General features: G+C 44.3%; 11 protein-coding genes and 1 pseudogene. 5 read left to right on the plus strand and 7 right to left on the minus strand.

Annotation, left to right across the window (positions count from 1 at the left end; translation table 11 throughout):
* The first annotated feature begins 23 nt into the window (after positions 1 to 23).
* A complete protein-coding gene (locus KT990_RS10535) occupies positions 24 to 839 on the plus strand; it encodes an NAD-dependent epimerase/dehydratase family protein (RefSeq protein ID WP_005094173.1) in 816 nt (271 codons plus the stop codon).
* 137 nt (positions 840 to 976) lie between these two features.
* Here KT990_RS10535 and plsB read toward each other — a convergent pair whose 3' ends face one another.
* Complete coding sequence (gene plsB / locus KT990_RS10540) at positions 977 to 3,544, minus strand: glycerol-3-phosphate 1-O-acyltransferase PlsB (RefSeq protein ID WP_005168738.1); 2,568 nt, start codon at positions 3,542 to 3,544, stop codon at positions 977 to 979.
* Positions 3,545 to 3,829: 285 nt separating this feature from the next.
* Here plsB and KT990_RS10545 point away from each other — a divergent pair, with 285 nt between their 5' ends.
* The gene (locus KT990_RS10545) at positions 3,830 to 4,702 is read left to right on the plus strand and encodes an acyl-CoA thioesterase (protein WP_005094170.1); all 873 of its coding nucleotides are present in this window, start codon (positions 3,830 to 3,832) and stop codon (positions 4,700 to 4,702) included.
* A 177-nt stretch (positions 4,703 to 4,879) separates the two neighbouring features.
* Positions 4,880 to 6,118, plus strand: a complete 1,239-nt coding sequence (locus KT990_RS10550) for a dicarboxylate/amino acid:cation symporter (RefSeq protein ID WP_034608350.1) — start codon at positions 4,880 to 4,882, stop codon at positions 6,116 to 6,118.
* Here KT990_RS10550 and KT990_RS10555 read toward each other — a convergent pair.
* From KT990_RS10555 to KT990_RS10575, 6 genes and pseudogenes are all read right to left on the minus strand, one after another.
* On the minus strand, positions 6,115 to 6,534 hold the full coding sequence (locus KT990_RS10555) for a VOC family protein (RefSeq protein WP_218208770.1): 420 nt from the start codon (positions 6,532 to 6,534) through the stop codon (positions 6,115 to 6,117). The two genes, KT990_RS10550 and KT990_RS10555, sit on opposite strands and share 4 nt — an antisense overlap.
* A gap of 231 nt (positions 6,535 to 6,765) precedes the next feature.
* Complete coding sequence (gene yihA, locus KT990_RS10560; RefSeq protein ID WP_218208771.1) at positions 6,766 to 7,710, minus strand: ribosome biogenesis GTP-binding protein YihA/YsxC; 945 nt, start codon at positions 7,708 to 7,710, stop codon at positions 6,766 to 6,768.
* Between the two features lie 88 nt (positions 7,711 to 7,798).
* Positions 7,799 to 8,251 (minus strand): RrF2 family transcriptional regulator, encoded by a 453-nt coding sequence (locus tag KT990_RS10565; RefSeq protein ID WP_218208772.1) that lies wholly within the window; start codon positions 8,249 to 8,251, stop codon positions 7,799 to 7,801.
* A gap of 89 nt (positions 8,252 to 8,340) precedes the next feature.
* Complete coding sequence (hmpA, locus tag KT990_RS10570) at positions 8,341 to 9,552, minus strand: NO-inducible flavohemoprotein (RefSeq protein ID WP_100355133.1); 1,212 nt, start codon at positions 9,550 to 9,552, stop codon at positions 8,341 to 8,343.
* A gap of 436 nt (positions 9,553 to 9,988) precedes the next feature.
* Positions 9,989 to 10,076 (minus strand): annotated as a pseudogene (locus tag KT990_RS13680) (hypothetical protein); the annotation flags it as partial.
* 59 nt (positions 10,077 to 10,135) lie between these two features.
* Positions 10,136 to 11,338, minus strand: a complete 1,203-nt coding sequence (locus KT990_RS10575) for a PLP-dependent transferase (RefSeq protein ID WP_218208773.1) — start codon at positions 11,336 to 11,338, stop codon at positions 10,136 to 10,138.
* Positions 11,339 to 11,499: 161 nt separating this feature from the next.
* On the opposite strand from KT990_RS10575, the gene KT990_RS10580 reads away from it, so the two are divergent.
* Both KT990_RS10580 and rpsJ read left to right on the plus strand, forming a co-directional pair.
* Positions 11,500 to 12,261, plus strand: coding sequence for a type 1 glutamine amidotransferase (locus tag KT990_RS10580; RefSeq protein WP_100357820.1), 762 nt, complete (start codon positions 11,500 to 11,502; stop codon positions 12,259 to 12,261).
* Between the two features lie 246 nt (positions 12,262 to 12,507).
* Positions 12,508 to 12,819: a 30S ribosomal protein S10 gene (rpsJ, locus tag KT990_RS10585; protein ID WP_000070912.1), complete on the plus strand. Its 312-nt coding sequence runs from the start codon at positions 12,508 to 12,510 to the stop codon at positions 12,817 to 12,819.
* Positions 12,820 to 12,830: the final 11 nt, after the last annotated feature.

The following is a 12,830-nucleotide window of genomic DNA, read 5'->3' on the forward strand; positions in this document are numbered from 1 at the left end:
CCAGATTCGTGATTCGGTGCTCAATGCATATTCTATTTATCGGTTATGGTAAAACATCCCGGCGTGTTGCTAAACAACTATTTGAGCAAGGTCATCAAATTAGCACAATTAGCTCAAGTCCCAAAACAGATTCCTTTGCAACTCATCTGATTCAAGATGTGCATAAACTGAATTTAACGACAGTCACACCGATTGATTGGGTCTATGTATTGCTTAGTCCAAAACAAAGTACGGTTGAAGGCTATCAGTACACCTATCTGGATTCAGTTCAGCCGATTGTGACTGCCTTGAAACAGCATCCAGTGCAGCGGATTGTGGTGGTGTCATCGACACGGGTCTATGGGCAAAATGCTGGAGAAAATATCAATGATGAAACGCCTCTACAGCCCAACGATGTGCAAGGAAAAATCCTGTATCGGATGGAGCAGGCCTATTTAGCGGCTTATCCTGAGCAATGTACAATCATTCGCCCAAGTGGAATTTATGGAACATCGGTAGAGCGCTTACAAAAAATGGCAGTATCTATGACCAGCTATCCAAATCTGCACTGGTCAAACCGGATTCATATCGAAGATTTATCACATTTCTTGTCACAGATGATTCACGTGGAACATCCTGAGTCTTCTTATATTGTGAGCAATAACCAGCCACAGCTTTTACATGAAGTCTTGCAATGGTTTCAGCAGCAGATGGGGCTGCCTGTACTTAAGCTCGAGAGCGAGCAGGTCACCGGTAAAAAGCTCTATGCCACTCGGATGCAAAAAACAGGATTTGAATTAAAGCGTACAGATTGTTTTGAGGATTATTTGGAACTAATGAGGAAAAGTAATCCCTCCTAACCTCCCTTTAAAAAGGGAGGATTAAATTCCCGTTCCTTGTAGGAGAGAGCTGGGGAGAAGGGGAGGGATTTTAAATTCTCCCTCATCCCCTTATGAAGCACTGCTTCCCATCTCCTGAAAGAGAGAGAATAAAAGCTTTACTTCTTTTTGCGCTTGGCGCGTTTCTTGGCTTGTTCAGCCGCAACTGCATCAAGTGCTTCTTTGAGTTCTTCATCGGTAAAGGCGGTGATGTGATGCAGCATCTGTAATTTCACTTCATCCAGTACCAGATCTGCATATTGCGCCACGTTGGTCAGCTGCTCATCAAAAACAATGGCATTGTCATCATTGGTACACAGATAACCTTTTTGGGTTAAGACTTTAATAAAGCTCTGGAACAGGGCTTTGTCGAAGAATTCTGGCGAATTGAATTCGTATAGAACTGATAAACGCTGACCAACCAGATAGCTCAATTCTTCAACCTGACGGGTCGAAATATTGCCTGAACCACGTTGGGTAATCAGTGCCAAAGTCATGTAATAACGTTCCAGACTTTGAGTCACTGGTGCAGCCAGAACTTCGAGCTGATGATGGACTTCAGTATTGGGTGCCGGAGCAAGCAGATTTTCACCATCTTGCGTGATCAGTTTGGCAGAAATCAAGTTATCAATATGCGCATTGACTTGATCCTGAATCTCATCTTCACGCCATTTTAAAAACAGCTCTGCTTTTAGGAATGGGTACAGGGTGCTGCTGATGTTGACGACATCATCACGGCGAATCGTTCCATTGTGTTCAGCCAGTGCTGCAATCAATGACGGAAGCACAAAGGAATGCACGATATTGTTACGGAAATAAGTCAGCAAAACTGCCTGATTATCTTCAATGGCAATGATATCGCCCAGCACATGTTTTACCCGCTTGATCAGTTTCAGCTTCATTGCATAGGCAATAATTTCTTTGCCTGAAAGCGGGGTAACTTCCATCCGCTCATCATAAGGTAATGCCGCCAGCAGGGTACGATAAGTATCAAGCTGCTTGATACAGATTTCTTCATCCAGCGTATGTTTCGGTGTCGCCAACAGGATCAACGATAATAGCGATACCGGATTGATCACCACTGCACGGTTGATATTTTCCAGAATCGCTTGCGCAGAGCTGTTTACTGCATCAGAAACTGCTTGTGGAATTGGATCATCGTTCTTTTCAATTTTAATATTTTCTGCGCCATGCTGTTTCAGGATGTCATCCAGAAATACCGGCTCACCAAAATTCAGATGCACTTTACCGAAAATGCGTTCAATTTTGCGCAGGGTTTTGACAATACCAAAAATAGATTCGGCTTCTTTCGGCTTGCCGCTCATCTCACCGACATAAGTGCCGCCTTCCATCAGGCGTTCATAACCGATATAGGTCGGTACAAAGACAATTGGTTTGGCTTTGCCGCGTAAATGACCATGCACGGTCATCGCCAGCATCCCAGTTTTAGGTGGTAGCAAACGACCAGTACGTGAACGACCACCTTCGATAAAGTATTCCAGTGGGGTATTGCGTGATAGAACGCTATATAAATATTCTTTAAAGACTGTGGTATAGAGCGCATTGCCACGGAAAGTACGGCGGATAAAGAAGGCACCGCCACCACGTAAAATCTGACCCACAAAAGGCATGTTCAGGTTATCGCCCGCAGCGATATACGGCACCATCAAGCCACGACGATAGATCACATAAGACAATAACAAATAGTCGATGTGACTGCGGTGACATGGGGTATAGACAATCTCATAATCTTTGGCCAGTTCACGCACGGTACTGAAATTATGTACTTCTACGCCGTCATAGAGTTGCGTCCATAAGCGGGTCAGAGCTTTATCGGCAAAACGTACAGTCGAATGAGAATAATCGGAAACGATTTCGTTCAGATAACCAATGGCACGACGTTCAGATTCCAGCATCGAGATTTTACTGCGAATACTGTCATTGCGAATCGCAGCCTGTACATCTGGCGATTTGATTAAACCGTGCATGACATTACGGCGATCGGACAGATCCGGCCCGAGAATCACTTCGCGCTGCCCATCCAGATAATCATTTAAAGTGCTAACAATATAAGTCGCTGGTGCTGAATTTGGATGCGTTTTTTTGGCATGCTCAATCATGGCACGTAAAGACTGGGGTTCGTGAAACTCTAAATAAGACTGACGGCCATGCAGACCGATATTGACCAGTTGCTTGACCCGGCTTGGCGTAGACCAGGTATCGGTAAATAGCAGTTTGAACCAGGAATCTTCTTTTTCAGGTTCACGTCCCCAAAGCACCGTGACTGGCACCAATTCCACATCTAGTTCAGGATGTTGTTCCAGGATTTCAATCAGGCGTAACAGGCGCGGCGGAAACGCATGCGGCGGTGAGCTGAGCAGGTTATTTTCATCATGATGCTGTAAAAACAGCAGCGAAGCTTTTTCCTTACTATTGCCCAGTTGCATTGGATCGAGCGCAGCTGGCAACTTTAAACGGCGGGTTTCTGCATCGACGACCAGCGCATTACTACGCGAATGGTTCTGTAAAACGTAGCAGACCAGCTTTCGCGATTCTGTTGCAGTCTGATCAGGTTCAGGTGCTGTCACTTCACTTGGTACTTCCCCAAGAACATGAGGGGTAACCACAAGATCAAGTAGCTTACTTGAAAGCTTGCGATACATTTGACCAAAGCCATTCTTGGACATAGCTGCTCCTAATTTTACTGACCAAAACCACAGGACTTCTGAGGGGATTTATTTTTGCGGGTTTCCAAAGCGAAACCATATATCTTTTTTTAACAACTTCAACAGAAGTGCTCTAATTTTAGCGTGAAAGCAGATGCTTTTCCTAGTCACTTATGACATCAGTATGACAGAACAGTCATGCAATCTTTAGAGTTTCGGTCTGATTTTGTGGCAGAATATTCCAGATTAATTATTTAGATCTGTTTTTCCATTTTTGGGATATCTCCAATATTACGTAGGTTGCTTATGAATGCCTTAACACAGGAACTGGTCGAGCTGCTCAGCTTGGAAAAGTTAGAAGAAAACATTTTTCGGGGAATCAGCCGTAATCTGGTGGGCAAGCGCGTGTTTGGTGGGCAGGTTTTAGGGCAGGCACTCCGCGCTGCGTCTTATACCACAGACCGTCCGGCACACTCGTTACATGCCTATTTTCTGTTTGGTGGAGATGTCAATGCACCGATTATTTATGAAGTGGATCGTATCCGTGACGGCAAGAGCTTTGTCAGCCGTCAAGTACGTGCAATTCAGCATGGTCGCACTATTTTTATGTGTATGGTGTCTTTTGCGCATCAGGAAGAAGGTCTCAATTACCAGATTTCAGAGCCGGAATATCCGCCAGCAGAAAGCCTGAAAAATGAAGCAGAACTGATCAAACAAATGATTGAGTTTATTCCGGAAAATGTCCGTGCGTCCTTCACCCGTGATCGTCATGTCGAGATTCGCCCGATCAATCCGCAAAATCCGTTTCAGCCGCAACCGGAAGCGCCGTCTTATGCGCACTATATCCGCACGCATGACCGAATTGCTGCAGAAGTGGATCAGATTTCTTTGCATCAGGCCATTGCCGCTTTCTATTCAGACTTTACCTTGATGACCACGGCACTGCGTCCACATGGTCTGAGCTATATTTCGCCAAGCCTGCAATGTGCCAGTATTGACCATGCCATGTACTTCCATAAGCCATTTCGTGCCGATGAATGGATGCTATATGACATGGATGCCACCCAGAGTGCCAGTTCGCGTGGTCTGAATTTTGGACGGATGTGGCAGAATGGCGAACTGGTCTGTAGTACCACGCAGGAAGGGCTGATCCGCTTACGTGAAATCGAAACCCAATAATTTTTATATTTTTTGCTCAAAAAGCCGAATCCCAGATTCGGTTTTTTTGTTTTTAATTCGCAGAACAATCATTATTTGAGATCTTGTTCTAGGCACGCGTTTATAAAATATTACTCGATTCTGTAGAATCGGCATGGCATAGTGCCGCTTAAGATCTATATTAAAATGCATGAAAAGATGAGCTTAAATACGCAAATTTTAATTGCCGCCGTATTGGGGGTGCTGTTTGGATTTTTACTCACGATATTTCCGCAGACCTCATTTTTTGATGTCAGTTTATACGGCATCGGCATCGTCAGCAGTGTTTTTATCGGCTTATTAAAAATGCTGTTGGTTCCGCTAATTTTTACGTCGATTGTGGTCGGGGTATCCAATCTGCAGGCAGGCGGACAACTGAATCGCACCTGGAAAATCACCCTGATGTGCTGTGTGACCACAACGACTTTGGCACTCATTTTAGGTCTGGCCTGTGCACATCTGTTTGATGTCGGCAAGGGTGTCGATGTACTGATGTTCCAGGATGCCATGGCGCAGCATCAGACTCCGGACACCTTAACGCCATCTTCTTTCTTTACCAATTTTATCCAAAATACCCTGATCAATCCGTTTAAGGCATTTTCAGATGGCAATGTCCTGGCGGTGGTGGTCTTTGCCTTGTTTGTCGGTGTGGCACTGGTCGCAGGCGGAGATAAATTCCGTACCGTGCGCAAGTTGAGTCACCAGTTTTTTGAAATCATGATGTTGATGATTGGCTGGGTGATGAAACTGGCACCTTTCGGTATTTTTGCTTTATTGGCCAAGCTGATCGCGACTGAGGATATTTCGGTACTCAGTCGTCTGGCTGAATTTGCGGCCGTGGTCACCGGAACCACCATTTTCCATGGCATCGTGGTATTGCCTTTATTGCTGTGGATTTTTGGCAAGATGGATCCGATCACGTTCTTTAAAGGCACACGCGCTGCTTTAATTACCGCATTTGCCACCAGTTCCAGTTCGGCCACCATGCCACTGTCAATGAAATGTGCGCAGGAAAATCTGGGCGTACGTCCGCATACGGCAGGTTTTGTGATTCCACTGGGAACACAGCTGAATATGGATGGCACAGCACTCTATGAAGCAGCCGCCGCCTTGTTTATTGCCAATTTAATGGGGCTGGATCTGAGTCTGGGGCAACAGCTGGTGGTCTGTGCCACGGCAATGATTGCATCCTTAGGCGCACCTGGGATTCCAAGCGCTGGCATGGTCACCATGATTATGGTGTTGCAATCTGTGGGATTGCCTGCCGAGGCGATTGCGATTTTATTGCCGATCGACCGTTTACTGGATACGGTACGTACCGTGGTGAATGTGCAGGGCGATATGATGATCAGTGTGGTGGTAGACCGGCATACCCGTGAACCTGAAGCGCCGGTTTAATCTTTATCTAAGTCCGGATTCCAGACAATTTCCCAGAGATGACCATTGGGATCCTGAAAATAACCAGCATATCCGCCATAAAAGGTGGTGTGTGCAGCTTTGATAATTTTAGCGCCCGCACGTTCAGCCAGTACCATGATCTGGTCAACCTCTAATGGACTATAGACATTATGTCCCAGCGCCATTTGGGTTGGGCAGATCGGGCTCAATTCAAGACCGGTATCTTGCTGAAGGCTGCGCTGCGGCCATAAGGCAAGCTTAAGACCGGATTGCAGTTGAATAAACGCCACCGCACCATATTCAAATTCCTGCCCCATAATTCCGTCGCTTTTAAAGCCTAAACCCTCACAATAAAATTGCAATGATTGCTCTATGTCCTGAACAGCCAGCGTAATCACAGAGATAGATGGTGTCATAATGGGTTTCTGATCTAGGGCTGATCAAGATTTATTCTAATATGAATCAGGATTTAATCACTAAGTAAACAATGCAGTCTTCATGTAAAGACAGGTAAATCTGATCAATCCGGCGCTGCTATCACTTGACCAGCTTGATATGGTGAAAATCACCTTAGAAAAAAACCTCCGTTATGCGGCATAACGGAGGTTTTTAATTTAAATCAATCAATCAAATATTTTGTCATTTGATTATTCAGCTGAGCGTTTATTCTGGTTCAGCTCATCTGCTGCTTTAAGTTCTGACTGATCCTGCTCAAGTAATTCAAGCGGTTCTTCAGCTTCATTTAAGTCATGCGGTGAAACCTCACCAATAGCAGTTGCATCAGACTCAGAGTCGAGTTCAACTGGTTCATCGAATTGATTTAGATCATGAGCCGATACTTCCGGAATGCTGTCCAAATCAAATTGAGTTGATTGATCTAAAGTGAAATTCAGACGGCCGCCCATGACGCTGGCCAGTTCTTCAAGTCCCTCTTTGTTCATGGAGGAGAACAATTGAATCGAGAAGTCCAGTTTCATTTTTTTTAATGCGGCTTTGACTTCCTGAAGCGCTTTAGAGGCAGGGCCACGATTCAGCTTATCTGATTTGGTCAAAAGAACATGCACAAACAAATGACGTGAATAAGCCCATTCCAGCATCATCACATCAAAGTGTTGTAGCGGATGACGAATATCCATCAACAGCACCAAGCCCTGTAAGCTTTTGCGATGAATCAGATAATTTTCCAGTTCTTTTTGCCAAACAATTTTCATCGCCTCTGGTACGGCAGCATAGCCATAGCCTGGTAAATCGACCAGACGCTGATCTGGATTACCCAAGCTAAAAAAGTTAATCATCTGGGTGCGGCCGGGTCTTTTTGATGCACGTGCCAACTGTTTCTGGTTGGTCAGGGCATTAATCGCACTGGATTTACCGGCATTGGAGCGACCGGCAAAAGCAATTTCATAGCCTGTATCTTCTACACAAAGACTGAGTTTTGGTGCACTCATTAAAAATTCGGCTTTGCGTAGCCAGTTGAGTGAGCGCACAGAATATTCAGTAATAGCAGAATCAACTTTTTTCTCGTAGCTGATCTTTTGCTTGGGTGCATGGGCTGTCTTACTGTTTTTGGATTTTCCTCTGCTGTGGTGCATAACTCAACTTCAATAAATGATCTACAAAGAAACATTATAAAGGAAGTCGCACAGGCAAGCGAACTTTGCTTTGCAATGCTATTGCAACTTAATCCATCAGGTTAATTAAACCGATTGGAGAAACAGTACTAAAATGAGATTGGTTAGATGGGGTGAGCACATCGGCCAGGGTATATTGGTTCAGGCTTTGGTAAAACTGTTCCAGCGCATGGTCGAGAATACCTTTTAAACCACAATTGCTACGCAGTACGCAGGGTGGGATATTACATTCGACAATCACATGATTTTCACCCTGCAAGCTACGCACGATCTCACCGAGTTTTAGATTTAGTGTAGTAGGATTTAAGCGGATGCCGCCGCCTTTACCGCGTGTGGCAATAATCCAGTCTTGTTTCGACATGAAATGCACAATCTTCATTAAATGATTTTGTGACACATACAAATCTCGCGCAATTTCCGCAATCGTATACGGCGTATCTCGCGGCTGGGAGATGTACATTAAAATACGCAAAGCATAGTCGGTAAATTTGTTTAATTGCATGATCGCACTAATATCTTTAAGAATTAAATAGATAAGGGCTAGTCTAGCATAACCAGACTAGCCCCACCTATTCAGCTTGAAGCGAGGGCTTAGTGGTGAACCCCACCTGTACCAAATGCTTCACTATGAATATTTTCAGCAGGAATACCGCGGGCAACGAGTGCTTTTTGCTGTTCTGCCATAAATGGCATTGGGCCGCAAAGGTAGTAATCGGCATTGACTGGTAACAGCGCTGCATCAACTGTACTCAGATCCAGACGACCTGCTACATCATAATCCTCACCCAGTTTGTCAGCTTGATGTGGAAATTCATAAGCAGTAAGGGTGCTTAAGCGCGGATATTTTGCTTTCAGGTCATGAATATGCTGGTGCATCGCATGAACCTGTTTGCTACGGCAAGCATGGATAAAGGTCACAGGTTGTGGCATATCCAGAGTCACCAGCTGGTTCAGCATCGCGATCATTGGCGTCAGGCCAACACCACCACTGATAAACACATTACGTTTAGCTGGATCGATCAGGTAGAAGTTACCTGTTGGTGCAGATACTTCAATTTCTGAACCTTCCGGCAAACCATGTAGAGTGTTAGACACCCAACCTGCAACTTGATCTGCGCCATTGCCCGGTTCACGTTTAACTGAAATACGCAAATAGTCTGCTTGAGGGCTGGTTGAAAGCGTATATTGACGCGGCTGTTTTAAGCCAAGTTCTTCTACGAATACACGAACTGAAATATATTGACCGGCTTCATATTTCGGTAAATCACCACCATCGACCGGTTGTAGATAGATTGAAGTAATCTCGTCACTTTCCACTACTTTTTGGGCAATTTTGAAATTGCGCCAGCCTAACCAGCTACCTTTGGTTTGCTGATGCTGCTCATAGATCGTTTTTTCAGTGCTGATGAACAAGTCAGCCAATTGACCATAAGCTGTAGCCCAAGCATCAATTAATGGATCTTCCATCGGGATGCTTAATACTTCACTAATAGAATGCAGCAGGTTTTCACCCACAATATTATAGTCTGGCGCTTGAATGTTTAAGCTCACGTGTTTATGCGCGATCAGCTCAACCACAGGTAAAAGTACAGATGGGTCTTCAATATTTTCGGCATAGGCCAATACAGCGCCGGCAAGGGCTTGCGCCTGTGCACCACTGCGTTGGTGACCCATATTAAACGTTTCTTTAAGGGCAGGGTTGTTGCCTAACATGCGGTTATAAAAATAGCCCGTGAGTGCCACACCATTTTCGCGGAGTACAGGCACTGTTGCTTTTACAAGGTCAATTTGCTGCGGAGTCATGTTTGATCTCTCATGGCTGTTTATTTATAAGATGTATTTAAAATACATCTTAAAGCATGCCTTGTAAATACATCTTTTAATAAAACCATAAAAAAATTATGGGATATCTGAATATCCCATAATTTTAAAAATCTTGATAGGAATAAATCGTGCTATTTTCACTGAAAAAGCAGTCATGAAACTCGCGGACAATTCTCCCCGGTATCATCTCCGAGCCTGCGTGCGCAGTTTGATAAATCGATCAGTATCTTTTATGAACTTTTTAGGTTGCCTAAGTCGCGTGTTCTAATTCCTTTTGTTGCTCACCGGTTAGAGGTCACTGTTCCTTGGCTTGCTGTTTTGCAAATTCTGCTTGTTTGGCATTTTTTTGAGGTTCGGCCACTTGGGTTTTGCAGCATTTCAAAAGCACTATTCCGATCGACACTCTGTTCATAAATAAGAGTGACTGTTTTTTTAGTTTCAGTTAAACCGACAAGCAGACCATGCCGACTGGTAAGCTGTGAGCATAAGACAATGTCTTGCATGGTATTTGTGGTTTTTTAGTAATACCAAATAGTGTTCACCTAACTTTTCCTATTGTTTATCATTCATTTTTAGGCTTTTTCATGTGTTCTAGGGCGTACTGGATATCTTGAATCAAATCTTGCGGATGTTCCAGTCCGATACAGAAACGAACCAGAAAGCCATGTTTTAAATGTGAATGTTCCAGTACACGCATGTCTTTTAAGTTATAGAGCATGACCAGGCTGACAGGGCCACCCCAGCTAAAGCCGAGCTTAAACAGGTTTAAGCTGTCACAGAAATTGCGAATATCTTGCAGCTTATAAGAATGATCAAAAATCACGCTAACCAGGCCGGCACTTTGACCTGTCTTACAAATATCTTTCCAGTATTGATGTCCAGCGCAATCTGGATCGGCTGGATGTAAAACTTGAACAAGCTCAGTTTGCTGTTTGAGCCACTTCATTAAAGTCAGTGCGCTTTCGGACTGATGCTGATAACGCAGTTGCATCGAAGCCAGACTGCGTTGTACCTGCGCCACATCATCACCAGAAACACTAATGCCCTGAATGGCATGGGTACGGAACAGTTTGTGATGCAGGGTTTTATCTCGTGTAACAACTGAGCCCATCAAGATGTCGCCACCACCGCTTGGATATTTGGTCAGGGCATGAACCGTGATATCGACACTTAAATGCTCTTCGCCAAAATCAAAAGCATTAAAAGCCAGACCTGCGCCCCACGTATTATCCAGCGCCGTCAAAATATGATGTGCCTGGGCTTTTTTGATTAAACCGACCAGATCTGGAAATTCCAGTGTGACTGAACCGGCCGCTTCCAGCCAAAGCAGTTTTGCTTTTTTACTTGGTGTAAAGGTTTCGACCTCAAGCGGGTTATACACTTTGACCGCAATGCCATAACGCGTTTCCAGATTGCGCAGATGTTCCATGTTTGGGCCATAGATGTTATCGGCAACCCAGACTTCATCACCTTGGCTCAAGAAACAAGAATTCACCAGGTTAATGGCGGATAAACCGCTCGGCGCAAGTAGGCAGTATTCACCCCCTTCAATTTGCGCGATGTTATCGCCTAAGGTGAATGTCGTGGGTGTGCCGTGGGTGCCGTAGCTATAGTCATAAGCATCGGTCCAGTGGCGATTAAATAGCGCATCAGTATTCTCAAAAATAATGGTCGATGCACGAAACAGGGGAGGTTGAACCGTAGAAATGGATTGAGGGGCTTTTCGTGGTGCATGAATCAGGGTGGTTTGAGCGTTTTTTTTCACGTGAATGCCCTTAAATGTAATCAAATATTACCTTAGCTTAAGAGAATCTGTGACTCACTGCCAGTTCGGTTGTGAATTGTTAAAAAAATTGGTCCTTGAAAAAAGTTGGCTTCATTTTTGCAAAACCTAAAACTATCTAGCTAAAAAATAGGTTGAGGAGCATGAAGTCGCATTTAAAAGTGCATTATTTTCAGCATATTGCTGGTGAAGGCTATGGTAGTTGTCATGAGTTTTTAAAGCAGTATCAGGCGTACATTAGTGCGACTGAGTTTTTTGCTTTACCGTTGGATCGTCCTTTAGAGATTGAGGCTTTGCCAAGGGTTGAGGACGTCGATTTACTGATCATCATGGGCGGAACCATGAGTGTCAATGATGAGGCGAATTTCCCCTGGTTAAAGATAGAGAAACGCTGGTTGCGTCGTTATCTGTCACATGGCAAACCGGCAATCGGTTTATGCCTGGGTGGACAATTGATTGCCAATGCATTGGGGGCGGGCGTCAGTCGTAATCCTGAGCAGGAATTGGGCTGGGCCACGGTACACAAGGTAGCCAATCTACCGCAAGAATGTTTTAGCTTACCCGAACAGTTCAATATTCTGCAATGGCATAGTGAAAGCTTTGAAATACCCAAAGGGGCAGTGCATCTGGCAGAAAACCAAGCCTGTCGTAATCAGATGTACCAGTTGGGTAAAAATGTGCTCGGTTTTCAGTTTCATCCAGAGAGTACTCCAGAAATCCTGTCTTTATTTTTGGAAGATGAGGAGCAGCTTGCACAATTTTCAGGAAAATATGTTCAGGATCTCTCTGAATTAAAAAAGACCCATAAAAATAAGTTTGTTGAAGGAAATCAGATATTAAATCGAGCTATAGAATATGTCTTGGCGAAAACTGCCCCGCATTCAGAAAATAAACTCTTGTTTTAGGGGGTAAATTGAAAACTTGGATAAAACCATAAAAGGGATTTGCTTATGCATTAAACAATGGCTATAATAAGCGACCCTTCGATAGGAAGGGGGTTAACTGCGAATAAAGTAGTTAACTATCGTTACAGTCGTGGCATCGATCACGACCTTAGTGATATTTCACTGCTCTTGACACTTACCCGTATTAAAGTGGGGTGAGATGCGTCAGGAGTGATTCTTTATATATTTGGCTTGGAGTTTACTGGTATGTCTAACCAGAGAATTCGTATCCGTCTTAAGTCTTTTGATCATCGCCTGATTGATCAATCTGCTCAAGAAATCGTAGAAACCGCAAAACGTACTGGAGCACAAGTGTGTGGTCCAATTCCAATGCCAACACGCATTGAACGTTTTAACGTTTTAACATCACCACACGTAAACAAAGACGCGCGTGACCAGTACGAAATCCGTACTTACAAGCGTTTGATCGACATCGTTCAACCTACAGACAAAACTGTAGATGCATTGATGAAGTTAGATCTTGCAGCTGGTGTTGATGTTCAGATCGCATTGGGTTAAGGCTTTCGGGT

Origin of the sequence: Acinetobacter sp. F9 (genome assembly GCF_019195275.1) — a bacterium.
GTDB lineage: Bacteria > Pseudomonadota > Gammaproteobacteria > Pseudomonadales > Moraxellaceae > Acinetobacter > Acinetobacter pseudolwoffii.